This window comes from Chryseobacterium sp. BIGb0232 (assembly GCF_024810195.1).
GTDB lineage: Bacteria > Bacteroidota > Bacteroidia > Flavobacteriales > Weeksellaceae > Chryseobacterium > Chryseobacterium pennae.
The window spans coordinates 101,365-127,832 of the sequence record NZ_JANUEH010000016.1; the positions used below are offsets into that span (position 1 = coordinate 101,365).

Here is a 26,468-nt window from a genome sequence, read left to right on the forward strand (position 1 = left end):
TTTTTATATTACAAAGGTTAATGATTCCGGTAAGGGGTTGTTATCCTTTATTCTTATTTCGCTTTTGTTATAGACCAGAGAATTGGGTGGGACATTTTGAGTAATCCATACATTTCCTCCGATAATGCTTTCTCTGCCTATGGTTGTATTTCCGCCCAAAATGGTTGCACCCGAATAAATAATGACATGATCTTCAATATTGGGATGCCTTTTCTGGTTGGCTTTTTCTTTGGAGACATTCAACGCTCCCAGGGTTACTCCCTGATATATTTTGACATGATTGCCAATAGTGGTTGTTTCTCCAATGACAATTCCGGTTCCGTGATCGATGAAAAAATATTCTCCGATTACTGCTCCTGGATGAATATCAATTCCTGTTTTGCTGTGTGCATATTCTGAAATAACACGGGGTAAAACCGGTATTTCCTGATTCCATAGCTGATGCGAAATCCTGTATACATAGGTTGCAAAATATCCGGGATAGGCAAGATAAATTTCTTCTAAAGAATCTGCTGCCGGATCAAATTCCAGGATGGATTGCGCATCCTGAACGAGATGATTATAGATTTGTGGCAAGGCCTCAAAAAAAGCATTCACCTGTACTTCGGTAAGGTCTTCATCTTTTGTTACTGTATTAATCAGGATGAAAAGATGTGCACTCAGCTTTGTAAAATCTTGTTTCAGATGATCGGGAGTATTGATTGGCTGTGGAAGAAACAATACTTTATACAATTCTGTTACAAAAACCTTTACTCTGGCTCTGTCAAAGAATCCATGGGTTTTATTCTGTTTGCTCTGATGAATTCTTTCAATGAAATGATTGGTAACTGACATTTTCTTATTGAATTATGCAGGCTGCAACCGTGGAATTAGAAGTTTCATCTACCAAAATTGCAGAACCTGTTCTTTTGTTATTGATAAAACTATCATAGACCAAAGGCTGTGCCGTTCGGATGGTTACTTTTACCACTTCATTCAGTTTGATGTCGCCTTCAGCTTTTTCCTGGGTAAGGGTATTCACATCAATCTTATAATCAATCTCTTTGACAACAGCTCGCACCAGTTTACTGTTTTGCTGAAGCAGGTATTTATTACCGGGTTGTAATGATTTCTGGTCAAGCCAGCATAACAAAACTTCAAGGTCTTTTTCAACGACTGGAAGTTGTTCTTCCGTGGCAAAAAGATCTCCTCTACTGATGTCCACATCATCGGTTACATGAATGACAGCGGGTTGTCCTTCAAAGGCTTCTTCTTTTTCAATTCCGTTGATCTCAATCTTAGCAATTTCCGTGGTAATTCCAGCTGGAAGAATATGGATTTTATCTCCTTTCTTGAATTTTCCACTTAAAATCTGCCCGGCATATCCTCTGTAATCATGCAATTCCTCAGTCTGAGGACGAATGACATACTGAACCTGAAAACGGCTTCCGGTATTTAATTCTTCATTCAGGGTTACCTGTTCCAGATATTCTAAAAGTGAAGGCCCCTGATACCAATCTGTTTGAGTAGATTCTGAAACAATGTTATCTCCTTTCAATGCTGAAATCGGGAAATAGCTTACCTCATTTAATCCAAGGCTTTCTGCAATTTTAGCATAATCTGCTTTGATGGTTTCAAATACTTCCTGTGAATAATCTACCATATCCATTTTATTAATGGCTACAGCTACTTTTTTCAGTTTTAATAATGAAGCAATGATAGAATGTCTTCTTGTCTGTTCAATTACTCCCTGGCGGGCATCAATCAGAATCACCATCAGATCAGAGTTGGAAGCTCCGGTAATCATATTCCTTGTATATTGTACATGACCGGGAGCATCAGCAATGATAAATTTTCTCTTTGAGGTCGAAAAATATCTGTATGCAACATCGATGGTTATCCCCTGCTCCCTTTCAGCACGTAAGCCGTCTGTAAGAAGAGCAAGGTCTACCCCGTCATCATTTTTATTTTTAGAATGTTTTTCCAGTACTTCTAACTGATCCTGTAAAATACTTTTACTATCGTATAGCAGTCTTCCGATAAGGGTACTTTTACCGTCATCTACGCTTCCTGCTGTTATAAATCTTAATATATCCATTTGTTTGTAAGTATAAATGATAAGTGATTGCTGATAATTGATAAAAAACTTTGGCTCATCATTCATCAATTATCTCTTATCAATGATTAAAAATAGCCTCCTTTTTTACGGTCTTCCATTGCCGCTTCTGTTACACGGTCATCAATTCTGGTTTCTCCGCGTTCAGAAATTCTTGTAGCTACAATTTCTTCAATCACAGCATCTATGGTTATTGCTTTAGATTCTACGGCTGCAGTGCAGGTCATATCTCCTACGGTTCTATATCTTATCTTTTTTACCGTGATTACATCATCTGTATCTAAAGAAGCGTGATGGGAGTTGGCAATCCATTGTCCATTAAGATCTACTACTTCTCTGTCATGCGAAAAGTAAATGGAAGGAAGTTCAATTTTTTCTCTTCGGATATAATTCCAAATGTCCAGCTCTGTCCAGTTGCTGATTGGGAATACTCTTACATTTTCTCCTTTATGGATTTTTCCGTTGAAGATGCTCCATAATTCAGGACGCTGTAATTTTGGGTCCCACTGTCCGAATTCATCACGAACTGAGAAGATTCTTTCTTTGGCACGGGCTTTTTCTTCATCCCTGCGGGCTCCCCCAATACAGGCATCAAATTCAAATTCTTCAATAGTATCCAGTAAAGTAAAGGTCTGCAGCCAGTTTCTGCTAGGGAATTTTCCTTTAGGCTCTGTTAAACCTTTCTTTTTGATGGTATCTTCAACTTTACGCACCACTAAATCAACTTCTAATTGATTAACAAGCTGATCTCTAAAGCTCAATACTTCCTGAAAGTTGTGTCCAGTATCAACATGAACAAACTTGAACGGTATTTTTCCGTAACGAAATGCTTTTGATGCTAAATGAGCCAGTACAATACTGTCTTTTCCACCGCTGAATAAAAGTGCCGGGCGTTCAAATTGTCCTGCTACTTCCCTTAAAATGTAAATCGATTCAGCTTCCAACTGATCCAGATAATCTAAATGATATATTGACATGTTTTTCTTTTTTATTGATGAATATGCAGACCGCATTCTTTTTTGTTGGCATCTTCCCACCACCAACGGCCTGCTCTGAAATCTTCTCCTTCCCTGATGGCTCTTGTACAGGGTTCACATCCGATGCTTACAAATCCTTTTTTGTGAAGGTAGTTGTAGGGTAACTGATGGTTTTTGACATAATCTGTTACCTCTTCAGTGCTCCAGTGGAGAAGCGGATGAAACTTAATGATCTGATTATCTTCGTCCCATTCTAAGACTGGCATATTCTGTCTGTTTGGGGAATGTTCAGATCTTAAACCCGTAACCCATACTTTATATCCTTTCAAAGCAGATTTCAAAGGATGAACTTTTCTGATGGTACAGCATGCTTTCCTTTGATCAACAGACTGATAAAATGAGTTGGGTCCGTTTTCTGATACAAATTTTTTCAGTTCCTCAGTATCCGGGTAATAGGCTTTGATCTCTTTTTTGAAGAAAGCTTTTGTAGAAGCCCAGGTTTCGTAAGTCTGTTCAAAAAGCCTTCCTGTATCCAGTGTGAAAATATCAACATTCAGATTTTTCACTAAGTGAGTGATGACCTGGTCTTCATAGCTGAAGCTGGTTGAGAATACTACTCCATCCGGAAATCTTTCTGTCAGCAATTGTAAAAGATCCTGCTGGGCAGATTGCCCTAAGGCTTCTTCCCTCAATTTTTCAAAGTTATTTTTCAGACTGTTTTCCATTTCCATTCCAATTTGTTAATGCAAATATATATAAAATTCTATAACTCCTATCAAAATAGTAGAATTTAAATGAAAAAAAATTATTTTTTATTGATAAACTTGGTCAGAGTGGCCTCCATCATACTATTTCTGGTTTTTTCACGAACGATGATTAATTCATTTCTAAGGTAACATTCTGCTTCATCTACACAATCATCACATGCTTCGTAGAAGTTTAAAGATACACAAGGCGTCAAAGCAATAGGTCCGTCAAAAATACGGTAGATATCCGCTAAAGATACATCATCAGGAGATTTTAGCAGGTAGTATCCTCCTACTTTACCTTGCTTGCTGTTCACAAGTTTGGCTCTTTTAAGTTCAAGAAGGATCTGTTCCAGAAATTTTTTGGGAATGTTCTCATCCTGTGCAATAATAGAAGTGGGCAGATAGCCTTGATTGTAATTTCTTGCTAATCTGACCATTGCTTTCAGTGCGTATTTGCAACGTTTGGACATCATAATCTACGCAAGTTATAACAAATTATCTGATTATCGAAATGTTTAGTAATTCCGGAAATATTTTCATTTTCAGAATTGAATATCAATAGGAATTATAATCCGGCTTTATTCCCTTTTTTAAAGGCAGACGGAGACATATTTTTATAGTTTTTAAATATTTTATTGAAATGGCTAAGGTCGTTAAAACCAAGCTTATCCGCAATTTCATTGATGTTATAATTACTTTGATGCAAGAGCTTTTCAGCAGTTTTTATTTTATACTGAATAATATGCTGCTGGATGGAAAAACCAGTCTGTTTTTTGATATAGATACTGATATAATTAGGGGAAAGCAGAAACTCTTTGGCCAGGTTTTCTATTTTCATTTTATCTGCATCCAGAAAATTGACATTGATGTAGTATAATATCCTGTCGATTCTGTTTAGGTTTTTGGAAACCCATTTTTGATTGGTAATGTTACCCATTGTGTTTCTTATCAGAATAGTGAAAATTCCTGAAAAGAGATCTGCTGTAACTTCTCTATGATATAAACTTTTATGGCTGAATTCATGCAGAAGAATCCGGGAAAGCTGAAGAAGATGTTCCCTGTCTGTCTTATTTTTAATGAAGGATTCATACACAAAAGACCGGTCTTCCATCAGGAGCTGGATAATTTTTTTAAGCTCATTTTTCTTATTCATCAGGAGGTTTTCCCAAATATACTCTTCCGTAAATTTTATATAGATGAACCTGGTTTTATTCTGAATGGTAAATTCATGCGCATCACTGGGTCTGAGAAGAAAAATATCTCCTTTTTGATATGGGAAGGTAACCCCGTTGAGATGATGAGAGCCTTTTCCACTCTCAATAATAATCAACTCATAGAAGTTATGATTATGGTATTCAATATCCCAGATTTCTTTTTCGATTCTGAAAATGTTAAAGGAATTGAAGTTGACTATTCTTTTCATGAATAATGGATTTTTACAAATTTAAGATTAATTTTTACAATAATAAAGAATGGATTAATAGGCAATTTTGCAGTGTAAATACATGCAAAATGAAATATATAAGACAATCAATAGCAGTACTTGTTGCAACAGTATTTTTAGTACCCGGTTTTAAGGCAAATGACCGTGATGGAAAAGGAAATCACGAAGAAAAAAAACTTATTGCAAAGAAACACTGGCCTAATGGAGCGCAATTGGTGATTTCCGTATCCATGCAGTTTGAAACGGGTGGTCAGCCTGAAGGAGCAGAAAGTCCTTTCAGTAATACTCCACTTCCCAAAGGTCAGCCGGATCTTCCTGCAGAAAGCTGGTACCGTTATGGAGGAAATGAAGGAATTTACCGCATGCTGGATCTATGGAAAAAATATGATATCAAAGTAACTTCCCACGTTGTGGGAACGGCTGCGGAGAAATATCCTGAAATAGCAAAAGCGATTGCAGAAGGCGGACATGAGATTGCTGCTCACGGAATTTCCTGGGATAATCAGTGGAATAAAAGTTATGATGAAGAATTACAGTTTGTAAAGCAAGGTGTAGATGCAGTTGCGAAAATTACAGGTCAAAAAGCTGTAGGTTACAATTGCAACTGGCTGAGAAGAAGCCCCAATACTCTGAAAGTATTGCAAGAGCTTGGATTTCTTTATCATATTGATGATCTCAGTCATGATGAACCTTTCATCACCAAGGTAAAAGGGAAAAACTTTGTAGTCATTCCTTATACGCTTCGTAACAATGATATTGTGAATATCGAAGGAAAACACTGGAGTCCGGATCAGTTTCTTGCTCAGCTTACATTTGAATTTAACAGACTGTATGAGGAAGGAGGAACCAAAAGAAGAATGATGAGTATCAGTTTCCATGACAGAATTGGCGGAACTCCTGCAATGATGCATGCTATGGAAGAATTTATTAAATACACTAAAGAAAAACAGGGTGTGGTCTTTATGAGAAAAGATGATATCGCTAAAATGGTAATGAACGATCCGGATACTCCGGTTGATAATAGTGAAGCGAAATTCAATAATTAACAAACTGTTTATCAGGTTGAAATAATAATTTAAACATACTTTTATGAATAAAAATACCGCTTATCTTTTCCTTCGGTTATCGATGGGAATCAATTTTCTAGGACATGGATTGGTGAGATTGACCAAGCTTCAGGATTTTGCTGACGGCATGGCAAAAGGTTTTGAAAAAAGCTGGCTTCCTCAGTTATTTGTACAAACATTCAGTACAGCTCTTCCGTTTTTGGAGTTTAGCATCGGATTGCTTCTTATCTTAGGCTTTAAAATGAGGATTGCTTCTATGGCAGGAGCTTCACTGATCATTTTACTGCTATTCGGCAGTAGTACGGTTGAAAATTGGGAAGCTATGGGAATTCAAATGATCTACGCCGGATTGTTTTATATCCTGATTTCCAGAATGGATGACAATTATCTTTGTGCGGATAGAAAATAGTATTACCAAATATTTAAGCATGCTGAGAGGACAAAAAATGTTTACTCTCAGCATGCTTTATTAGTCTATCCTTCTCCTTTTGAATATAAAAAATAAGCCAGTTCCCGGTTTTCTTCTACCAGATTTTCAATTCTGTTAAACCCAGTTTTGATTAATACTTTTTGTGAACCAATATTATCAAGATCTGTTACGGCAATTATATCTTTCTTTTCGTCGGTTGAAAGACAATGGCTGACCAATGCCTTAGATATTTGAGTTCCGATTCCTTTTCCCCAGTAGTTTTCGCCAAGTATATACCCGATTTCTATCTGGCTGGAATTATGATGGAAAGTTCTGGCGAGACACATTCCAACAAAATCATCATTCTGAGCATTAAATATTCCCCATCTGCTAAATGGTCCTTCTTCATAATCTGATAAAGCTTTTTCAAACATTTTTTTAAATTCTTCAGGAGATTTGTACGGCAGATAACGGGTAACGTTTTCATTTTTAAACAGATCTAAAAATAAATGCAGTTCCTGAGAGGTAAACTCCCGTATGATGATGGTATTGTTTTTATAGTACATAAGAATAATTTGAGTTAAATAGATGAATAAAATTACATAAATAAACTTACCATTGCTGATAAAGCCTGATAATATTCGTCATAAAACAAAAATGGGCTTAAAAAATTAAGCCCATCTTTTATTCAACAAGTGAATAGCTAAAATATCAATACTAAATTATTTCATTAAATGTATGTTTTATCCTATTTTTTAATGAATTTTTGAGAATATTTTCCTAAAGAAGTTTCAATATCAATTAAATAAGTTCCGCCTAGGAAGTGTTTAACATCAACCTTATCCCCAATAACTTTAGCATTCATTTTTCTTCCGGACCTATCGTAAACAGAAATTGATTTAATTTCTCCTTTTGTTTTAATATTCAATACATCAGAAACTGGATTCGGATAGATGGATGTTTCTGAGTTTGTTGTATCAACGTCTGAAGTGGATAATGATGATAATGGTAATGCACAAGGCGTTGTAATACTGCCATATGGTTGTGTATTATATGCAAACTCAGTTACAGAATACCCTGAACCATTGGCCCCAACATTCAGTTTGAAATAGCCGTTAATATTGTAGCCTTCGAATTGGTTTCTAAAACCAACATAAGCTGTTTGGCCAGACCAGGTAGTGTATGTAGGGGTGTACACGTCAAGCTGTCCGGGAGTACCGGTTGGATAACCTATATTATTTGCATTACTTATAGTGGTGCAAGACGGAATTAAACTAATATTTCTTGTCCCTACCCCACATACTAATCCTTTCCAATAGGTTTCCAATTTTAATTGATTTGCTCCATAGTACCAAGCGCCATACCCTGCATCATCACTAAGCTCCGGGTTAATGATAAAATATTTCCAAGGTGCTCCGGAGTTGGTTGTTACTGTTGTTGGTGTTGGATTGGCATAACTTTCCAGAGGAGTTCCTGTCACTATTTTATAAGGATCTTTATAAGAAAAAGTTAATGCCAAAGATGGAGTTGATCCTAATGAAGTTACGCCTCCTGTTATAGCCGGATTTAGAAACGTAATTGATGAATTCAGGACCTGACTTTTAAGATGGCTGGTTGCCGCACCATTTATGGTAAGTGTAGCAGTAGTAGGGCTTGTAACTGCTATAGTTGCTGTTTGTCCTGCTGGTAATGAAGAGGTGAAATGTGTTCCTACAGTAAGAGTTGTTCCATTTGGTACGGCAAATGTTGCTCCGTTTAGCGTAATCGTTGATTTAGGGGCAGATGTTACTGTTCCATCTAATGACACAACTCCATTATTATTTAAGTTCTCTGTAAAGGTACTGTTGCTAAGCGTTAATTTAGGCGGAGTATTGGCAACTCCGGTTGCAGCTAAATTAGCAGGCTGCCATAAATTTATTCTTGACGGGTGGTTTAATGCGGCTAACATTCTGTTAACCTGTCCATTGGTAAACATTTTATAACAACCAGCGGAACCGTTGTAGCCCATATAATTTTCAACGTTCACTTTTTGTCCAAGACAATTGTTTCCAGTTGTACATCCTAATCCGGAAGAATTATTTTCTACAGGGGTGTCAGCAACTCCGTCACCATCATTACCAGGGTTCGAAGTCGAACAAAGAACATTGAACGTGTGTTGAAGATTTAGCCAATGCCCAAATTCGTGAGTGAATGTATCAGAAAACTCGTTTGAAGCTACAGTTCCTGCAGCATCATATATATAACGGCCATTATAAACAACTCTTGCTGTATTTACTGAAGACATGTACGAATCCGGGTACCAGGCAACTCCTGATTGATATAAATCTTTATTAGCATACAGATCATTTTGTATATACACATTCATATACTTTGTATTATCCCATGCATCTGCGCCAATTTGTGCATCATATCCGCCTCCATTGCCATATCCACTTTTGAAAGGGTGAAATACCACTCCGCTTGTTGCTTTTCCGGTTGGGTCAATTTTAGCTAAGCGGAATTCAATGCTTAATGTGCTCCTAATAGGCTGGAAGTATGGATCTATAGTGTTTGAATCGGTATTAGTTCCATTGAAATTTAAGTTGATTTGTTGCAGTAAGTCAACTACTTTTTGGTAATTTACTTTTACATTACTCTGAGATTCTCCATACACATGAAAAACCACAGGGATGATATAGGTGGGAGCGTTGACCTTTTTATTCAATGGAGTTTTGTTTGATTCCATTTTTTTAACAAAATCTTTGGTGAATTTTTCAAAATTTTCATATTCAGCCTTAGATTCAGGGTGCCGTTCAAAATGTTTTTTCATCATTTCATCTGCTTTACACTCATGAGGTCTATTTTCTTGAGCAAAACCTATTATTGGAAATAGGGAAACAAGTAGTAGTAATTTAAATTTTTTCATGATTTTTTGGATTTGTTTGTTAATAAATTATTTGAATAGTCAAATTGTTTTAGGCATAATTTTGTGTGTTATGTGATGTTTTTTAATTAAATCTTTCAGGGTTGAATATCTTTATCTCAACCGTTGGCTTTTGGTCATTGGCAAGCTCAGAAACTGTTTTTCCAAAAATGGGTCCTAAGCTTAATCCCATCATCCCACCACCACCTGCAATAATTAGATTTTTTAGTTTAGAAGATTGTCCCAGATAAGGAAGTCCATCTGGTGCGCAGGGTCTGTAACCAAACCAGATTTCCGATTCTTTGGGTAATTTAACCTGAAAATCCGGCAAATATTTTGGGATAGATTGGACAATTCCTTCTACTCTTTTCATATTAATTTTATCCTGATGGGAAGCCAGCTCCATGGTGCCTCCGAAACGAATCTGTCCGTTCATAGGAGTTACAGCTACTCTTGCTTCCAATAATAAAGCAGCATGCTCCAATCTATGGATTGGGTTTTCAGGAGTATGCATGAAAGAATAGCCCTTTCCGGGCATCAATTGAATTTTAATCCCTGCTTTTTGGGCAAGTTCCGGTAAAAATGAACCTCCGGTCATTACAAAACGGTCTGCTGAAAACTTTTTACCATTTGCTATTATCGCATTTATGGTGTTCCCTGCAATTTCATATCCTGTAACTTTATGTTGTGTGTGGAAAATAACCCCCTTATTTTTAAGATAAGAGATCATTTGCTTCATCAGTTTTACCGGATTCATGTGACCATCACATTTGTAATTGATTCCTCCGATGACATCCAGTTGAGCATTAGGCTCCAGCTCCTGAATCCCTTTTTTATCAAGGATATCAACAGCTAAACCTAAACTAATGGCTTTATGAGCCAATTCGGTCTCCTCTTCTGCTACTTTTTCTGTTTTATACAGCATCAGAATTCCGTTTTGATTCAGTTCAAAATCAAATTCAGGATTTTGAGCAATTTCATTGTAAAGACTGCTGCTTGCCAAATTGAGATCCCTGATGGCTGTAACTGAATAGTCTACATGTTTCTGATTGGAATATTTCAGAAATTTCAAACCCCAGGATAATAATTGAGTACTGAGTGAGGGTTTTACATAAAACGGACTTTTACTGTCAAACATCCAACGAATGCCCTGTGCCACAACTCCGGGGGCAGCCAATGGGGTAAAATGGCTGGGTACAATCATTCCTGCATTGCCGTAAGAGCAATTGTTGCTGAGATCATTCTGTTCAAGGATCTCTACCTGCCAGCCTTTCTGTAAAAGATAATAGGCTGAGCTTAATCCTGCTATTCCTGCACCTATGATAAGTGCTTTGCCTTTATTCTGTGTCATAAAAATTCGTTACAAACTTTACATTACCTGAAATCCCAACCAATACGGGTCTTCATCATCAATAATAATCTGATTATAGCCGGTAATTCTAGCCCAGCCTTCCACTGAAGGAACAATAGCAGGTTTGCCATCAACGGTAGCAGTTCCTTCAATTCTGCCGATAAACTGGGAACCAATATAGCTTTCATGGATAAACTCTTCCCCTTCTTTTAACTTTCCTTTTGCATACCATTGAGCCATTCTTGCGGATGTACCTGTTCCGCAAGGAGAACGGTCCAGAGCATTTTCACCTACTAATACGGCATTTCGTCCACTGGCTTTTGGATCTGTAGGATTTCCAGTCCATTGAATATGGCTTAATCCGGAAATATGTTCATTTTCAGGATGAATGAATTGATATTTTTCATTAAGCAAACTTCTGATGATCTTCCCATAATGAATGAGCTGGCTTGCTGTAAAATCGGAAATATCTCTGAAATTTTCCTGAGGGTCAATGATGGCGTAGAAGTTTCCTCCATAAGCAACATCAGCCTTTATCAATCCAAGATCTGGACATTCCACTTCAAGATCTTCAGCGTAAAGAAAAGATTTTACATTGGTTAGCTTTACCGATTTTACTTTTTTCCCTTCCTGTACATAATCTATGAGAATAAGTCCGGCTGGTGTTTCCAGGCGCAGTTTTCCCGGGATTTTAGGGACTATTAAACCTTCTTCTATCGCAATGGTAACAGTTCCAATGGTTCCGTGGCCACACATGGGAAGGCAGCCGCTGGTTTCAATGTATAAAACGCCAATATCATTTTCTTCGTCAACAGGTGGATAAAGAATGCTTCCACTCATCATATCATGGCCACGGGGTTCAAACATTAAACCTTTTCGGATCCAGTCATATTCTTTCATGAAGTGAAGCCTGCGCTCCATCATGGAGTTTCCTTTTAAGATCGGTCCACCGCCTGAAACAAGACGTACCGGACAGCCACAGGTATGGGAGTCTATGCAAAAAAATGTTCTGTTCATAGTACTTCTGATTTTAATGATTCTGAATGAACTTCTCCATCTACGATTCTGCTAATCTGCAATGGATTTTCATTTTTCAATTCATCCGGTAAGAATTCATCCGGCCAGTTCTGAAAAGAAATTGGGCGAACAAATCGTTTTACAGCATCCGGTCCTACGGAAGTAAAGCGCGCATCTGTGGTAGATGGGAAAGGTCCTCCATGCTGCATAGCATACACAACTTCTACTCCGGTAGGCATTCCGTTGAATAACAGTCTTCCACATTTATCTTTCAAAAGATGAATCAATTCCGCATTTTCACGGACATCATCTGAAGTAGCTGCTACAGTAATGGTTAGCTGTCCTTTTAGTTTTTTAGCGATTTGTATAAGCTCTTCTTTGTTTTCACAAGTGACAATGATACCAAATGGACCGAAAACTTCTTCACTCAGTACAGGATTATTGATGAAACTTTGAGCATTGGTTTGTATAACAGCAGCATTTCCTTTTCCTTCTTCGATTGCTGTGGTAGCGATTACTTCAATATCAGGTTGGGCTATTGCGTTTGATTTATGCTTTTCAAAGCTTTCATATATGCCCTTATGAAGCATATCCGCAGGTATAATTTCCTGAATTTCATTTTTAACAGCAGAGATAAACCGGTCCAGAGATTCTCCTTTAACAGCGATAAATACTCCCGGGTTGGTACAAAACTGTCCTACTCCTAATGTTAAAGAACTAACATATTCTTTAGCTAAAGTTTCTGCTTTATTTTCAATCAGGTTTTTAAGTGCAAATACAGGGTTGATGCTTCCCATTTCAGCAAATACGGGAATAGGGTTTTCACGGCGATTGGCAATATCAAACAAAGCTTTTCCGCCAGTAAATGAACCAGTAAATGCTACTGCCTGAATATCCTGATGTTGAGTTAAATAAGATCCGATTTCATAGGAAGTTCCTGTGATATGACTAAAGATACCTTCAGGCCAGCCAAATTCTTTTATGGTATTTGTGATTGCATCGGCCATTATTTTAGAGGTTTGAGGATGAGCCGGATGAGCTTTTACAATAACGGGACAGCCTGCTCCTATTGCACTTGCCGTATCACCTCCTGCTGTGGAAAAAGCAAACGGGAAATTACTGGCTCCGAAAACAACTACGGGGCCTAACCCTATACTGTACTTTCTAAGGTCTCCTTTCTGCTTCTCGGGCTGAGCGAGATCAATTCTTGGTTCAGTGTATATTCCTGAAGCTACTGCTTTTGCATAACTTCTCCATTGTCCTGCTGTTCTGGTTTTTTCACCGGTAAGTCTTGCCAGAGGCAATGAAGTCTCAGTATGAGCGGTGGTTAAAAGTTCTTCTCCTAAAGCCTCAATCCGATCAGCAACAGCATTCATCAATGCAGCTCTTTCTTTTATCGTTGTATTCTTCAGGAATTGGTACGCTTCGGAAGCCATCTGAATTCTTAACTCAATATTTTCTTTTGATGTTTCTTCAATCATAGCTTTTGTTTTGGAATTAGTCTAATGTTGGACGGTTGGTTCTACCCTCTTCAATAATCTTATGGATTCTTTCAGCTTCTTCGCCCTGAATTTCAAGACGCGGAGCTCTTACATAGGGATTACTGATTCCTTCAGCGGTGGCTGCCAGTTTAATGTATTGGATAAGTTTAGGATGAATATCCAGTTCCAATAATGGCATAAACCATCTGTAAATGGCTACTGCTTTATCATACTGACCTGCTTTAACATGGTTATACATGGCCATTGTTTCATTAGGGAAAGCATCTACAAGTCCTGCTACCAATCCATCGGCACCAAGTAGTAAGGTTTCAAGGCAAATGGTATCTACTCCGCCAAGAATTTTGATTCTGTTTCCAAAACGGTTAATCATTCTGGTTACATTCGCCAGATCTCTTGTGGATTCTTTAACAGCTTGAATGGTTGGATATTTTATAAGCTCATCAAACATCTCAAGCGTTACATAAATTCCGTAATCTACCGGGTTATTATAGATAAGAATCGGAAGGTCCGTAGCAGTGGCAACGGCTTTGAAATATTCTACCACTTCACGACTGTCTGCTTTGTAACGCATTGGAGGAAGTAACATTAATCCGTCAGCTCCTAGTTCTTTTGCTTTTTGAGCAAATTTTATAGCATTTTTGGATGTATTTTCAGAAAGGTTAAGGATAATGGGAATTCTGCCTGCTGTAATCTTTTTAGCATATTGAAGAAGTTCAAATTTTTCTTCGGTTTCCAGCGTACTGGCTTCCCCTAATGTTCCGGCAAGGATAATTCCATGAACTCCGGCTTTAATCTGGGCTTCTGTATTGACTGCAAACATTTCAAAATCAATCTTTCCCTCTTTTGTAAAAGGAGTTAATACAGCAGGATAAATCCCTTCCCAGTTTAGTTTTGTACTCATATCAAATAATATTTATTCAAAACTAAGTGAATTTTAAAACGGTAAATGTTAATATTTTAATGTATTCTAACCGTATTTTAACATGTGATTATTCGTGGTCTGTAGTAGCCTCTTTATAATGCTTTAGATATTCTTTGGGGGAATATTTCATAATAGATTTAAAGACTCGGTTGAAATTGGTCAAACTGTTGAAGCCGCTGTTAAACGCAACGGATGAAATGCTGTACATACTGCTGGAGGTTAATAATCTGCAGGCTCTTTGTACCCGTAATTCATTAAGGTATTGAATATAAGTAATTCGGGTGCGTTTTTTAAAGGATCTACAGAATGCCTGTGGAGTCATGCAGGCCTCTTTTGCAATGGCATCAAGAGTAAGCTTATATTGAGTGAAATTTTTCTTAATATAGTTTTGGGCATCTATAATTCGCTGATCATTGTCTGAAATATGATTAGGCAGATTCTTTTCTGAAGAAAGGGGGATATGCAGATGTCTGTTCTGCATCAAGTGGTTTAAAATCTTTATAAAGCCTATGATTTGTTCTATTCCCTGTGTTTTTTGTAAGGCTGCCATACTCTCTCCTACACTTGCTTTTAATTTTGAAGCAACCTGGAATCCTACTTTTGAGTGTTCAATGAAATTTTTAAGCTCTTCAAATTCGGGTAAATCAAAAAAGGCGGCTATTTTTTTATCAGGATCGAAGAATATAGAGATCGCATGAACTTTTTGTTTTTCATTTTCTTTAAAATCTCCTTTGAAAACGTGAGACTGATTAGCTCCCAGATAAAAAATATCTCCGGGTTCGAAGGTAAAGAGGTTTTGTTCTATCGCCAGAGTACCATGCCCTTTAAGGATCCACATGATCTGTGTTTCCGTATGCCGATGGAAATAAGGATAGAAATTAGGCATAATATCTTCCTGAATACGGATACTTTTGTTGGTGTCAGCAGGGACTGAAAACTGAAGGCTCTTCATATAATCAATACTTTATAAAACCAATGAAGGGGTAGGTTAAAATATTGCCGAATGTAAGTAAAATATGAACATTAAATATCATATTAAAATACAAACTTTACATCTTCATAATTTTAATGAATAAAGTGCTTCAAGTAGTACAAAATCGTAACTTTAAACTTTTAAAATAAAAAGTATTCATAATATATGTTTTCAGCACAGACTTATCAAGACAGAAGAGCCGTATTGCAGAGCAATGTGGCGAGTGGAATTCTATTGTTTTTAGGGAATATAGAGAATCCTGTAAACTTTGAGCATAATCCTTATTATTTCCGCCAGGACAGTACTTTCCTGTATTATTTCGGAATTCAGGAGCCGAAGATTGTAGCGATTATTGATATTGATGAAAATAAGACTATTATTTTCGGAGATGAATTGAGCATTGACGATATCGTATGGATGGGCAGACAGGAAACATTGAAAGAAAAGAGTCAAAAGTCTGGCGTACAGGAAACTTTACCTTATGAAGAGCTTTCTCAATATCTTATGAAAGCAAAGGGATCTGGTAGAAAGGTACATTATCTTCCACCCTATCAGTCTTCCAATAAAATCTTATTAACGGACCTTTTAGGAATTAAGATTGCAGAATTACAGCCTTCTGTGGAGATGATCAAAGCTGTCGTAAAACAACGTTCTATAAAGGAAGCCCAGGAAATTGTACAGATAGAAGAAGCTGTGAATGTATCTAATGAAATGCATTTACTGGCCATGAGAATGGCAAAACCGGGTGTTAAAGAATATGAGATCGCCAATGCTATTCAATATCTTGCAGCCAATAAAGAGTGCCAGATGTCTTACCCACCGATCGTAACTATAAACGGTGGAATACTTCATAATCATTACCGTCTCAATACCTTGAAGGAAGGAGATCTTTTTCTGAATGATTCAGGTGCAGAAACGGCTATGGGATATGCAGGTGACTTAACCAGAACATTTCCGGTAAGCAAAACCTTTAGTACAAAACAAAAAGAAATGTATGACGTGGTTTTGAATTCATTCAATAACGCTCAGAATCTTTTGAAACCGGGAGTTAAATTCAAAGATATTTACCTGAAAGCTTCTGAGTATCTGGTAGAAGGACTTGTTGATTTGGGCTTGATGAAAGGGAACCCTGAAGAGGCCGTAAAAAACAACGCTCATACTCTGTTTTTCCAATGTGGACTGGGACATATGATGGGATTGGATGTACATGATATGGAAGACCTTGGTGAGCAATATATAGGATATACCGAAGAAGAACCAAAAGATACCAAAACATTTGGTCTTAAATCTTTACGTTTAGGAAAGGCTTTGGAACCAGGATTTGTAGTAACCGTGGAACCCGGTATTTACATGATTCCTGAATTGATTGATATCTGGCAGGCCGAAAATAAAAGTGCTGAATTCATTAATTACGATAAGGTAAATGAATATCGAAACTTCGGTGGAGTTCGTGTGGAAGATGATTTCCTGATTACAGATGACAGTTACAGACTTCTTGGAAACGGATTGATTACAACCGTTGATGAAATTGAAAACTACAGAGCAGAGCATTTAGCTTAATTCCGATTTTATATATGAAAAAGATAAAAAAACTAACAATTGTAGCATTATATTTTCTGTGTTTGTCACCATTTGCAGCACAGAAAACGCAATGGACTCCTGATGGTAATGCTTATTACTCATTTACCCAAAATGGTGTCGGGATTATTGACGTACTGAATCCCGGAAAAGATCAGGCTTTTTTAAGCAATAATGAATTAATTCCTTCCGGAAGCTCTACAGCTTTAGAAGTACAGAGCTTTCAGGTTTCACCGGATGGGAAAAGTTTATTGCTTTTTACCAATACCCAGAAAGTATGGCGCGATAATACCCGTGGAGATTATTGGATCTTTGATAAAAATACCAAAAAGCTCACACAGCTTGGGAAAAGCTTGCCCACCTCATCATTAATGTTTGCAAAGTTCTCTCCTGATGGTAAAAAGGTGGCTTATGTATCTAAGCATAATATTTATATTGAAGATCTTTCTAATAATCAGCTTACTAAGATTACTAATGATGGTACAGACCGAATGATTAACGGAACTTTTGATTGGGCCTATGAGGAAGAGTTCGGGACTCAGGATGGTTTCAGATGGTCTCCGGACGGAAGCAAAATTGCTTACTGGAAGCTGGATGCACGGGATACTAAAAACTTCCTGATGATCAATAATACCGATAGTCTGTATTCATTTACTGTTCCTGTAGAATATCCGAAAGTGGGTGAAAATCCTTCGGGATGCAGCATCTGGTTCTATGATCTTGCTGCAAAATCTTCGAAGAAAGCAGACATTGCAGGTGACGAGGTACAACATTATATTCCCAGAATGGAATGGGTATCGGATTCTAAATCTATTATTTTGCAGCAGCTTAACAGAAAACAGAATCAGAGTAAAATTATTGTGGCTGATGCTAATTCAGGAACAGGCAAGACTATTTATACTGAAACAGAAGCCGCATGGATAGACATCAAATCCAGATGGAATGATAATGATCCAAGCGGTTGGGACTGGATCAACAATGGTAAAGAGTTCTTGTGGCTTTCTGAAAAAGACGGCTGGAGACATATTTATAAAATAGATATGAACGGTAAGGAAACCCTGATTACAAAAGATGCTTTTGATGTGATAAAGCCTGAGTTTTTTGATGTTCCGAACAAGCTGATCTACTTTTTGGCTTCCCCTGATAATGCTGCCCAGAAATATCTGTACAAAGTAAGTATGCAGGGCGGAAAAGCTCAAAAAATCACTCCTGCAGCGTACACCGGCTCCAATCAATATACAATATCTCCCAACGGAAAAATTGCAATGTTTAACAACAGCAGTGTCAATGCGCGTTCAGCAGGAGCTGTGGTATCACTTCCGGAACATAAAGAGCTTGTAGCTGCCAAGAGTGTCTCAAAAGCAGATCCGGCGAGAGCCAAAACAGAATTTTTCCAGATTACTACACAGGATGGTGTTACTTTAGACGGATGGGTAGTAAAACCTAAAGATTTTGATCCTAATAAAAAATACCCGATTGTGTTTATGGTATATGGTGAACCCGGATCGCAAACCGTAACAGACAATTTCTACGCAGGGAAGAATGGTTTATATGTTGGAGATATGGCTCAGGACGGGTATCTGTATGTTTCCCTTGAAAATCGCGGAACTCCTGCTCCTAAAGGGCGTGAATGGAGAAAATCTATTTACCGTAAAATAGGACAGCTGAATATTCGCGATCAGGCTATGGGTGCTAAAGCGCTGTTTGCAAAATGGTCTTATGCAGATACTTCCAGAGTGGCTGTATGGGGCTGGAGCGGCGGCGGTTCTTCCACATTAAACCTTTTAGGGCAATATCCTGATATCTACCAGACCGGAATCGCGATTGCCCCGGTAGCCAACCAATTATTCTATGACAATATCTACCAGGAACGTTATATGGGACTTCCACAGGAAAACAGAGAAGATTTTGTAAACGGTTCTCCTCTGGCTTATGCTAAAAACCTTAAAGGGAATCTGTTACTGGTTCACGGAACAGGTGATGATAACGTGCATTATCAGAATACAGAAGTTTACATTAATGAACTTGTAAAATATAACAAACAGTTTCAGCTGATGTCTTATCCCAACAGAACTCACTCTATCAGTGAAGGTGAAGGAACATCATTGCACCTGGCTACAATGTTTACCAAATATTTAAAAGAACACTGTCCTCCGGGAGGAAGATAAGATAATCAATAGAAGTCTCACAGGAATGTGGGGCTTTTTTTGAGTAAGGAAGAAAAGGAGTAAGGAGAAAGGAAGAGGGAGGTTGGGAGCTGGAAGTACTTGCAGTCAGGAGGCAATTCTATTTTTTTTAGATGTACTTTCATCTGTTCCTTTTGAATTTCTGCAGTAGCTTCCTCTAAAATGTTTGCTTCTCCTTTTTTTAATCTTAAACCGGCTTTATCAGCAAAGTTGCTGTACAGTTGGCTATTGCATTTAAATAGTGTTTTAATCAAGTTAGAAATGTCATTCAGAAGTTATCAACGAAATAGTAACCTCCAGATTCCCTCTCCCCGCCTCCAACCTCTTTTACTTCTTTTCAACGATGCTTTATAGAAGTTAAAAATATCATCCCGAAGTTATCAACGAAATAGTAACCTCCAGCTTCCCTCTCCCCGCCTCCAACCTCTTTTACTTCTTTTCAACGATGCTTTATAGAAGTTAAAAATATCATCCCGAAGTTATCAACGAAATAGTAACCTCCAGCTTCCCTCTCCCTGCCTCCAACCTCTTTTACTGCTTTTTCAACAATGCCTTTACTGAAGTTAAAATGTAATTCAAAAGTTATATATGTCCAATAGTAACTTCCAGCCTCAAGCTTCCCTCTTCCAGCCCTTCATATAACAAATTATTACTAATTTTAGGCAAACATAAATCATTTGAAACTACCACTCTCCTATTATTCAACCCAAGACGTCCTTTTTCTGGCTCAGGATCTTTTGGGAAAAGTACTTTTTACAGAAATTAATGGTGAAATAACAGCCGGAATTATTGTAGAAACGGAAGCTTATAATGGAATTTACGATAAAGCTTCTCATGCTTACGGAGGCAGACGTACAGACCGAACTGAGACACTGTACAGCCATGGCGGAATTTCTTACGTGTATTTATGTTATGGCATTCACCATCTTTTCAATGTGGTAACTTCTGTGGAAGATGAGCCTCATGCCGTTCTGGTGAGAGCTATTGAACCGTTAATCGGAACTGAGATTATGGAAAACAGGAGAAATATGCCCGCTTCTAAAGCTGCAATTTCCTCTGGCCCCGGATCTGCTGCTAAAGCTTTGGGAATTGATCGTTCATTTAATAAAAAAGATCTGACCGGAAATGAAATATGGATTGAAGATCACGGAATTCAGTATCCTTCTGAAGATATCGTCACAGGGCCTCGTATAGGAGTTGCTTATGCACAGGAAGATGCATTATTACCCTGGCGTTTTTTTGTGAAGGGAAATAAATATGTGAGCAAGCCCAACATAATATAGATTTTACGATGAATGAATGGTCTGATAAAACTCTTTGTAATAAGCAACAAGATCATCCAAAGAAAATCCACGATTTAAACCACTTGTATTAGGTAAAACCCAGACTTTTGCCCCACAAAAATCCTCCGGTTGTTGTCCCCATTGAATTTCTTTCTTTTTAGAAAAGGCTTTATAAGCAGCCTTACCCAGAAAAGCTACATTCTGAGGCTGGAATTCTTTTATTTTGGCCTTAAACATTTCAAGAGCATCATCAAATTCTTCCTTTGAAAGTTCATCAGCGCGGGAAGTTGCTCTTGCAACAGCCGTTGTTAACCCGCACCCGAATTCTAGAATAACAGTATCATTCACCGCTTCAATCTCATAAGGAGTAAAACCTGAGAGATGAAGAACTTTCCAAAAACGGTTGCTCCTCCCTGAAAAATGATGGCCATCGTTGGAGGATTTTAAGCCTGGATTAATTCCGCAAAAGATTACATCGAGATTAGAGGTAATGATATCTGTTAGCATATCTGAAGTAAATTAAATAGATCTGTTTTTTATAATTTAAAGATATCAAATATTTTGGTTATTTAAACTTAGATTGGTTTAAGATGTTTAGCGTTTCATTCTCAGAATAATACGATTTATCTGTGTTTTTTGCAGGATCACTTAGTTTCTACCTCTGGATATGAGTAGATCCTGATACCTTTGTATGGTAATTGAGAAGGATGAAATAGTATAATGATAACCATTAAAATAAATTAGGAGTCATTATACGATAGATTTTCATTCCTAATCATTAAAATAAATAGTATGAACTGGATTGCGTTAATTATTGCAGGGATTTTTGAAATCGGATGGCCGTTGGGGCTTAAGTTATCTCAGCAGCCTGAAAATAATAAATGGAACTGGATCATGTTTTCAATCGCATGTATGGCAGTGAGTGGTGGTTTTCTCTGGTATGCTCAGAAAAGTATTCCCATTGGGACGGCATATGCTGTGTGGACAGGAATTGGTGCAGTAGGAACTTTATTAGTAGGTATTATATTTTTTCAGGACTCAGCAAGTATCTTAAGATTACTATCAGCATTGCTGATTGTAGTAGGAATCATTGGACTTAAACTTTTTTAACCACTAAAACGGTAACTCTAATAGCAGTAAAAAAGCCTGCATTATAAAAATACAGGCTTCATGTATAAAATAATTGATATGAAAAAAGTAAAAAACTTATTTACTGAACATCCCAGAAAACTTTTGTTGTGAGTTTATCACCACCAATGGCTGCTGAAGCTTTGGCATAATTAGTTCCATTGGTTGTTGCTTCTAATGTTGGATACTGAAGTCTTACAGGAACTTTTCCGCCAGCATTGGCAATAGCGGTAGGTGGAGCCTGTAAAACCGGAAAGTCTAATCTCCGGTAAAAATTCCAGGATACTACAGGATGGTTGTACATAGCAACCCATGCCTGCTCTCCAATAGATTTTTTCCAGTTGGAAGCATCATAAGGATTATTTGAAAGGTAGTTCTGTGCATCTTGGGTAGAAAGCCCCCATTCCAGAAAAGAGGCCTGTACAGCATTCTGATAAAGACCCCCGGGACTTCCGCCAATTCCAAACCTGGCCGCTGCTTCTGTAAGGTAAAAAGCAACTTCAGTACTGGTCATTAGTTTTCCGGGAGTAACAGGAATGTAAGCGAAAATCCCCGGAGCAGAAAAATCTGAGAAAACACCTGATACTCCTATTACCTGACCAATATATTCACCATGTACATCCTGAAAGTATTGAGTTCTTCTGGGATCGGAAGTGGCATTAAGAAAATCTATAAAAGGCTTTCCTCCAAAAAAATCATCCCTTCCACTATTGGCAATATTTTCAAACAATGGGTTAAAGTTGGGCGTTTCAGCCTGATACTTAAAAAGAGCATTATCTGTTTCATTGGTAATGACTCCTCCGGTAATCGCTGCATTGATAGTAGATTGAGCCAGTGCAGGATTAACGTCGGAAAGAGCAATTCCTAATTTTAAAAGCAGAGAATTTCCAAATTTTTTCCATTTTCCTATATCTCCTCTGTAAAGAATATCTCCCGAACCGAAACTGCCTTCTCCCTCTTCGAGATTATTGAGATCTGTTTGTAAGCGATGGATTAATTTTCCGTAAATCTCTGTATCATTTTCGTAGGTAGGAAGAGGATATTTATCATAATTAAGAGCCTGACTGTAAGGAATGTCACCAAAAGTATCAACCATGGTCTGAAATGTATATACTGAAAGGATATCAATAATAGCCAGCTGATTCTGTTTCTTTGCAGGCCAGGTATTCACTTCTGAGGCTGTGGGCTGATATTGTTCTATAAGTTCTTTAGCTTTATTCAGATTATTCAGAACATTCACATAATTGTCTGCCCACACATTATTGGAGACATTTCTTGCTGTAAAATTATAATTACTTTCACTTACATAGGTTACTTCCTGCCAGTATTGCATAGTAAGGCGGAAATTATTTTCATTGACGCTCGGAGTGGTCATATAATCACTGAGTTCTTTTTCTGCATACGTGAGAAGAGGCTCAGGAGCCATAGTATAGGCTACATTAGCATCATCATTCACATGATCTGATGTACAGTTTGTAACGGCCAGTACTAAAAGAGAGCTTATTATAATGTTTTTCATGGTAACGGTTTTAAAAATTAACTTTCAGATTAAAGGCAAAATTTCTGGTAGAAGGCATTACTCCGGATTGATATCCCTGGAGACTTCCTGATGAAAGCCCGGATTCCGGATCTGCATAAGGAAGATTCTTATGAATAATCCACAGGTTGCTTCCTGTCAGTCCAAGTGTAAGGTTCTGGATCCCTGCCTTTTTTAAGAATTGATTGTTGAAGGTATAAGAAACAGATACCTGGCGAAGCTTGATAAAACTTGCATCGTACACAAATGCTGCCACAGGAGGATCGGTTTCCAGCGTCTGGCTGGACATTGAACGGTCAAGGCGGATGGTATTGGGAATATATTGCCCCGGATTATTAGGATTCTGCATTACACCCGGTAAAATAACACCTCCACCATTATTTAAAGGATTTCTGACAGGATTTCCAAGATCGTTAAAACCTACAGAATCCGGATAAAGTCCAGTTCCATAACCATAATACTGATCCAGCGAAAATACTTTTCCTCCTTTTTTCCAATCGATCTGAAAGCTTAAATTAAAGTTTTTATAAGTAAATGAATTGTTCAGGCCTGCCACAAAATCAGACTGAAAACTCCCAAGATTATGATTGCTGTCATCAGTATGCAGATAAGCCCCGTTACTTCCTATAATCTTGTTCCCATTGGGATCATACACAAAATCTGCTCCCCAGATACTTCCATATTCCTCGTTGAGGGGAGCATTAATGGAAATACCACCCTGTAGGGATCCAAGTGTAATATTTTCTATACCTTCCCGTAAAGCTGTGACTTTAGTTTTGGGATTAGACCAGTTAATAGACATATCCCAGTTAAAATACTCAGATTTCAATGGAGTCACATTCAAAGTAAGTTCAATCCCTTTTGTGGTAAGCTCACCTGTATTCTGAATTTTAGACAGAGAGCCCGTTGCCAGAGAAATGGGAAGGGGTAATATTTGGTCAAATGCAATATTTCTGAACCAGGAAAGATCTATTCCTATCCTGTTTTTTAAAAACTGCATGTTGGTTCCTATTTCAAGATTTTTCAGTTTCTGGGGAAGAAGGTCTGCATTCCTTAGAGAAGTATTGTAAGAATACACAGGATTATTATCTATAGATGCCTGAGGAATATATCTGTTTCTTAGCTGATCTGCATTAGTATCCGAACCTACTTCTGCATACGCTGCTCTTATCTTACCGAAACTTAACCATGGTTGTTTCAACAGATTGGAGAATACAACACTGGCAGAAACGGAAGGATAATAATAAACCTGTTTTGCTTTAGGTAATGAGGTAGACTGATCTCTTCTGAAAGTTCCTTCCAGATAATAAGTGTTTTTATATCCTAGAGAAGCCTGTACAAATGCTCCATAAATATATTTTGTATTATCATTTACAATAGGTTTGGCAGGAGTGGATGCCGAATTGGAAATAGTATAAAGATCAGGAATATATAAACCTCCTGTTGTTGTCTGTGCATTGGAATAATTTGACTGTACATTGACATTGCCTCCCAATAATGCCTGCAGATTTAAGTCCTCTGTAATATTATTTTTATAAGTAGCGATCAGGTCATAATTGGTTTCTGTAAAGCGGAGATTCGTAACAGCATATCCCGAAGGCTGTTCTATAGGATTAAAGCTGAAAAAAGCCGGCATGGAACCTACTGCTTTTCTTTCCTCAGTCATCATGGTATACCCGTCAATTCCTACTCTTCCCAGAATATTGATGCTTTTTGAAACATCATAGTTCAGGCTGAAGTTTCCGGCAAAACGGTCTCTATTGTCATTCTGATAATTCTGATACCGTGAAAAATAAGGATTATCCCAATAAGAAGGAGAAAGATTATCCGGTCCTTTTATATTCCATGTATAGTTTTTATGGTAAGTATCATAAAGATATTTCTGATCCTGAATATCTATATTGGTTGCCCACCACTGTCGGAATCCGGTCATAATATTATCCGTATATCCTGTGGAATTTCTTCCTTTGGTTCTTTGTGTGATATAATTTGCAAAAAGAGTTGCTGTAAGTTTATCGGTAATCTTATAAGTTGCATTTCCGCCAAAATTATTTTTCATTAAGGAAGAATTAGGCATAATATCCGTAGCATTGGTGTTAGAATAGCTCAGTCTGAAGGTTGCCTTATCATTTCCGCCACTCAAAGCAATATTATTGGTTTGGTTAATAGCCTTTTCAAAGAAGGAAATCGGTCCGTTTTTAGCCATTACCCAGGGTGTTTTCTTTCCAAAGTTTTTGGAACCGGGGATGAAGGCATCATATTGCCATACCATAAGATTGGGGGCATATGGAGCTCCGTAAGAGGCATCATGCCACAAAATTGCCATCGGTTCATTCTTGTATGGCGGAAAATAATTTCCCCAGTATCCCTGTCCATATTGTGTCTGGTATTCTGGAAAAGTAGATTTATCAACAGTAGATACAGAAATACTTCCACTGTATTCCAATCCGATGCCCTGTGAGTTTTTCTTTCCCTTTTTAGTAGTGATGATGATAGCCCCGTTTTGCGCTCTGGATCCATATAAAGCTGTTGCAGCAGCCCCTTTTAATACATTCACTGTTTCAATATCATTAGGATTGATATCCGAAACAGGACTTCCATAATCATAACCACCACCTCCGTTTTGCTGAACCGTTGAATTTATATTCCTATTGATAATGGGAACTCCATCTACGACAAATAAAGCCTGGTTATCACCCAAAATAGATTTATACCCTCTTGATACGGCATCTATTGAGCCTCCGAAGTTGGTAGACTGCCTGATCTCAAGCCCTGCCACTTTCCCTGATAAATTATTCAAGAAATTGGTTGTAGGATTTTTGCTGAGATCTTCCCCTTTTACCTCCTGTGTAGAATACCCTAAAGATCTTTTTTCTCTTTTGATTCCTAATGCGGTGACAACAATCCCTTCAATATTGTTTGTGATAAGGGTGTCCTGTTTTCCCTGGCTGAAATAGGTTTCGCTTCCGATAAAAAAAGCGACTCCCGCACTTAAAAGCTTTAACTTATATTTCATAATTATTGATTTTGCTTATTGTTTATTCAAAATTCAATAATTGGTGAAGAATATCGTGAAATCTATATATGAATGGCAGGATGCAGTCTACTAAAATATGAGTAATGAGTTACGGAGATTGTTTTTGTTATTACTGGAATAAAATATATTACAGTATCTTAAATGATTTAAAAAACTTTGGAAATCTGCAGCCTCCACAACTCCTGAATTGAAGGACTATACATTCCCCTCCTCTGAAGCTCATCTTGTAGGGGTTTTATAATTCTGCACCTTTTTTCAGGTAATAAAAACGCTGCATTGTTTGTGCTATTTTTTTAATCCCTGGAAAAGGG

The 26,468-nt window shown here is 37.6% G+C and carries 22 protein-coding genes; 6 read left to right on the forward strand and 16 right to left on the reverse strand.

Going from position 1 to position 26,468, the window contains the following annotated elements; all coding sequences use genetic code 11:
* Positions 1–3: 3 nt before the first annotated feature.
* The 6 genes from epsC to M2372_RS24435 all read right to left on the reverse strand — a co-directional run bounded on the left by epsC (position 4) and on the right by M2372_RS24435 (position 5,244).
* Positions 4–834, reverse strand: a complete 831-nt coding sequence (gene epsC, locus M2372_RS24410) for a serine O-acetyltransferase EpsC (protein WP_123321678.1) — start codon at positions 832–834, stop codon at positions 4–6.
* Between the two features lie 4 nt (positions 835–838).
* The gene (locus M2372_RS24415) at positions 839–2,077 is read right to left on the reverse strand and encodes a sulfate adenylyltransferase subunit 1 (RefSeq protein WP_123321704.1); all 1,239 of its coding nucleotides are present in this window, start codon (positions 2,075–2,077) and stop codon (positions 839–841) included.
* Between the two features lie 86 nt (positions 2,078–2,163).
* The gene (cysD, locus tag M2372_RS24420) at positions 2,164–3,072 is read right to left on the reverse strand and encodes a sulfate adenylyltransferase subunit CysD (protein ID WP_123321679.1); all 909 of its coding nucleotides are present in this window, start codon (positions 3,070–3,072) and stop codon (positions 2,164–2,166) included.
* Positions 3,073–3,083: 11 nt separating this feature from the next.
* Positions 3,084–3,797 (reverse strand): phosphoadenylyl-sulfate reductase, encoded by a 714-nt coding sequence (locus M2372_RS24425; protein ID WP_123321705.1) that lies wholly within the window; start codon positions 3,795–3,797, stop codon positions 3,084–3,086.
* 80 nt (positions 3,798–3,877) lie between these two features.
* On the reverse strand, positions 3,878–4,294 hold the full coding sequence (locus M2372_RS24430; protein WP_115972914.1) for an Rrf2 family transcriptional regulator: 417 nt from the start codon (positions 4,292–4,294) through the stop codon (positions 3,878–3,880).
* A 92-nt stretch (positions 4,295–4,386) separates the two neighbouring features.
* Positions 4,387–5,244, reverse strand: coding sequence for an AraC family transcriptional regulator (locus tag M2372_RS24435; RefSeq protein WP_123321680.1), 858 nt, complete (start codon positions 5,242–5,244; stop codon positions 4,387–4,389).
* An 89-nt stretch (positions 5,245–5,333) separates the two neighbouring features.
* Here M2372_RS24435 and M2372_RS24440 point away from each other — a divergent pair, with 89 nt between their 5' ends.
* Together M2372_RS24440 and M2372_RS24445 are read left to right on the forward strand one after the other, a co-directional pair.
* Positions 5,334–6,311: a polysaccharide deacetylase family protein gene (locus tag M2372_RS24440; protein ID WP_123321681.1), complete on the forward strand. Its 978-nt coding sequence runs from the start codon at positions 5,334–5,336 to the stop codon at positions 6,309–6,311.
* A gap of 43 nt (positions 6,312–6,354) precedes the next feature.
* The gene (locus M2372_RS24445; RefSeq protein ID WP_123321682.1) at positions 6,355–6,741 is read left to right on the forward strand and encodes a DoxX family protein; all 387 of its coding nucleotides are present in this window, start codon (positions 6,355–6,357) and stop codon (positions 6,739–6,741) included.
* 65 nt (positions 6,742–6,806) lie between these two features.
* Here M2372_RS24445 and M2372_RS24450 read toward each other — a convergent pair whose 3' ends face one another.
* From M2372_RS24450 to M2372_RS24480, 7 genes are all read right to left on the reverse strand, one after another.
* Positions 6,807–7,307 carry a GNAT family N-acetyltransferase gene (locus M2372_RS24450; protein WP_123321683.1) on the reverse strand — a complete coding sequence of 167 codons (501 nt, stop codon included), beginning with the start codon at positions 7,305–7,307 and terminating at the stop codon, positions 6,807–6,809.
* 182 nt (positions 7,308–7,489) lie between these two features.
* Positions 7,490–9,646 (reverse strand): M43 family zinc metalloprotease, encoded by a 2,157-nt coding sequence (locus M2372_RS24455; protein WP_123321684.1) that lies wholly within the window; start codon positions 9,644–9,646, stop codon positions 7,490–7,492.
* Positions 9,647–9,728: 82 nt separating this feature from the next.
* On the reverse strand, positions 9,729–10,994 hold the full coding sequence (locus tag M2372_RS24460; protein ID WP_123321685.1) for an FAD-binding oxidoreductase: 1,266 nt from the start codon (positions 10,992–10,994) through the stop codon (positions 9,729–9,731).
* A gap of 18 nt (positions 10,995–11,012) precedes the next feature.
* Complete coding sequence (locus tag M2372_RS24465; RefSeq protein WP_123321686.1) at positions 11,013–12,011, reverse strand: 4-hydroxyproline epimerase; 999 nt, start codon at positions 12,009–12,011, stop codon at positions 11,013–11,015.
* The gene (locus M2372_RS24470; RefSeq protein WP_123321687.1) at positions 12,008–13,492 is read right to left on the reverse strand and encodes an aldehyde dehydrogenase (NADP(+)); all 1,485 of its coding nucleotides are present in this window, start codon (positions 13,490–13,492) and stop codon (positions 12,008–12,010) included. The genes M2372_RS24465 and M2372_RS24470 overlap by 4 nt, the downstream gene beginning before the upstream one ends.
* A gap of 16 nt (positions 13,493–13,508) precedes the next feature.
* A complete protein-coding gene (locus M2372_RS24475; protein WP_123321688.1) occupies positions 13,509–14,414 on the reverse strand; it encodes a dihydrodipicolinate synthase family protein in 906 nt (301 codons plus the stop codon).
* Between the two features lie 88 nt (positions 14,415–14,502).
* Positions 14,503–15,387, reverse strand: coding sequence for an AraC family transcriptional regulator (locus M2372_RS24480; RefSeq protein ID WP_123321689.1), 885 nt, complete (start codon positions 15,385–15,387; stop codon positions 14,503–14,505).
* A gap of 186 nt (positions 15,388–15,573) precedes the next feature.
* On the opposite strand from M2372_RS24480, the gene M2372_RS24485 reads away from it, so the two are divergent.
* From M2372_RS24485 to M2372_RS24495, 3 genes are all read left to right on the forward strand, one after another.
* Complete coding sequence (locus M2372_RS24485) at positions 15,574–16,968, forward strand: aminopeptidase P family protein (protein ID WP_123321690.1); 1,395 nt, start codon at positions 15,574–15,576, stop codon at positions 16,966–16,968.
* Between the two features lie 14 nt (positions 16,969–16,982).
* A complete protein-coding gene (locus tag M2372_RS24490; protein ID WP_123321691.1) occupies positions 16,983–19,154 on the forward strand; it encodes a DPP IV N-terminal domain-containing protein in 2,172 nt (723 codons plus the stop codon).
* Positions 19,155–19,849: 695 nt separating this feature from the next.
* Positions 19,850–20,455 carry a DNA-3-methyladenine glycosylase gene (locus M2372_RS24495; protein WP_123321693.1) on the forward strand — a complete coding sequence of 202 codons (606 nt, stop codon included), beginning with the start codon at positions 19,850–19,852 and terminating at the stop codon, positions 20,453–20,455.
* A gap of 3 nt (positions 20,456–20,458) precedes the next feature.
* Here M2372_RS24495 and mug read toward each other — a convergent pair whose 3' ends face one another.
* Positions 20,459–20,962 carry a G/U mismatch-specific DNA glycosylase gene (gene mug / locus M2372_RS24500; protein WP_123321694.1) on the reverse strand — a complete coding sequence of 168 codons (504 nt, stop codon included), beginning with the start codon at positions 20,960–20,962 and terminating at the stop codon, positions 20,459–20,461.
* A gap of 285 nt (positions 20,963–21,247) precedes the next feature.
* Between mug and M2372_RS24505 the strand changes: the two genes are divergently transcribed.
* Positions 21,248–21,565 carry a multidrug efflux SMR transporter gene (locus tag M2372_RS24505; protein WP_123321695.1) on the forward strand — a complete coding sequence of 106 codons (318 nt, stop codon included), beginning with the start codon at positions 21,248–21,250 and terminating at the stop codon, positions 21,563–21,565.
* Between the two features lie 100 nt (positions 21,566–21,665).
* Here the strand turns inward: M2372_RS24505 and M2372_RS24510 are convergent, their stop codons facing one another.
* Complete coding sequence (locus M2372_RS24510) at positions 21,666–23,102, reverse strand: SusD/RagB family nutrient-binding outer membrane lipoprotein (RefSeq protein ID WP_123321696.1); 1,437 nt, start codon at positions 23,100–23,102, stop codon at positions 21,666–21,668.
* Positions 23,103–23,112: 10 nt separating this feature from the next.
* Positions 23,113–26,136 (reverse strand): SusC/RagA family TonB-linked outer membrane protein, encoded by a 3,024-nt coding sequence (locus tag M2372_RS24515; RefSeq protein ID WP_123321697.1) that lies wholly within the window; start codon positions 26,134–26,136, stop codon positions 23,113–23,115.
* Between the last annotated feature and the right edge of the window lie 332 nt (positions 26,137–26,468).

Coding starts and splice junctions, on each gene's coding strand:
- epsC (WP_123321678.1), bottom strand. CDS start 834: ATGTCAGTTACCAATCATTTCATTGAAAGAATTCATCAGAGCAAACAG.
- M2372_RS24415 (WP_123321704.1), bottom strand. CDS start 2,077: ATGGATATATTAAGATTTATAACAGCAGGAAGCGTAGATGACGGTAAA.
- cysD (WP_123321679.1), bottom strand. CDS start 3,072: ATGTCAATATATCATTTAGATTATCTGGATCAGTTGGAAGCTGAATCG.
- M2372_RS24425 (WP_123321705.1), bottom strand. CDS start 3,797: ATGGAAAACAGTCTGAAAAATAACTTTGAAAAATTGAGGGAAGAAGCC.
- M2372_RS24430 (WP_115972914.1), bottom strand. CDS start 4,294: ATGATGTCCAAACGTTGCAAATACGCACTGAAAGCAATGGTCAGATTA.
- M2372_RS24435 (WP_123321680.1), bottom strand. CDS start 5,244: ATGAAAAGAATAGTCAACTTCAATTCCTTTAACATTTTCAGAATCGAA.
- M2372_RS24440 (WP_123321681.1), top strand. CDS start 5,334: ATGAAATATATAAGACAATCAATAGCAGTACTTGTTGCAACAGTATTT.
- M2372_RS24445 (WP_123321682.1), top strand. CDS start 6,355: ATGAATAAAAATACCGCTTATCTTTTCCTTCGGTTATCGATGGGAATC.
- M2372_RS24450 (WP_123321683.1), bottom strand. CDS start 7,307: ATGTACTATAAAAACAATACCATCATCATACGGGAGTTTACCTCTCAG.
- M2372_RS24455 (WP_123321684.1), bottom strand. CDS start 9,646: ATGAAAAAATTTAAATTACTACTACTTGTTTCCCTATTTCCAATAATA.
- M2372_RS24460 (WP_123321685.1), bottom strand. CDS start 10,994: ATGACACAGAATAAAGGCAAAGCACTTATCATAGGTGCAGGAATAGCA.
- M2372_RS24465 (WP_123321686.1), bottom strand. CDS start 12,011: ATGAACAGAACATTTTTTTGCATAGACTCCCATACCTGTGGCTGTCCG.
- M2372_RS24470 (WP_123321687.1), bottom strand. CDS start 13,492: ATGATTGAAGAAACATCAAAAGAAAATATTGAGTTAAGAATTCAGATG.
- M2372_RS24475 (WP_123321688.1), bottom strand. CDS start 14,414: ATGAGTACAAAACTAAACTGGGAAGGGATTTATCCTGCTGTATTAACT.
- M2372_RS24480 (WP_123321689.1), bottom strand. CDS start 15,387: ATGAAGAGCCTTCAGTTTTCAGTCCCTGCTGACACCAACAAAAGTATC.
- M2372_RS24485 (WP_123321690.1), top strand. CDS start 15,574: ATGTTTTCAGCACAGACTTATCAAGACAGAAGAGCCGTATTGCAGAGC.
- M2372_RS24490 (WP_123321691.1), top strand. CDS start 16,983: ATGAAAAAGATAAAAAAACTAACAATTGTAGCATTATATTTTCTGTGT.
- mug (WP_123321694.1), bottom strand. CDS start 20,962: ATGCTAACAGATATCATTACCTCTAATCTCGATGTAATCTTTTGCGGA.
- M2372_RS24505 (WP_123321695.1), top strand. CDS start 21,248: ATGAACTGGATTGCGTTAATTATTGCAGGGATTTTTGAAATCGGATGG.
- M2372_RS24510 (WP_123321696.1), bottom strand. CDS start 23,102: ATGAAAAACATTATAATAAGCTCTCTTTTAGTACTGGCCGTTACAAAC.
- M2372_RS24515 (WP_123321697.1), bottom strand. CDS start 26,136: ATGAAATATAAGTTAAAGCTTTTAAGTGCGGGAGTCGCTTTTTTTATC.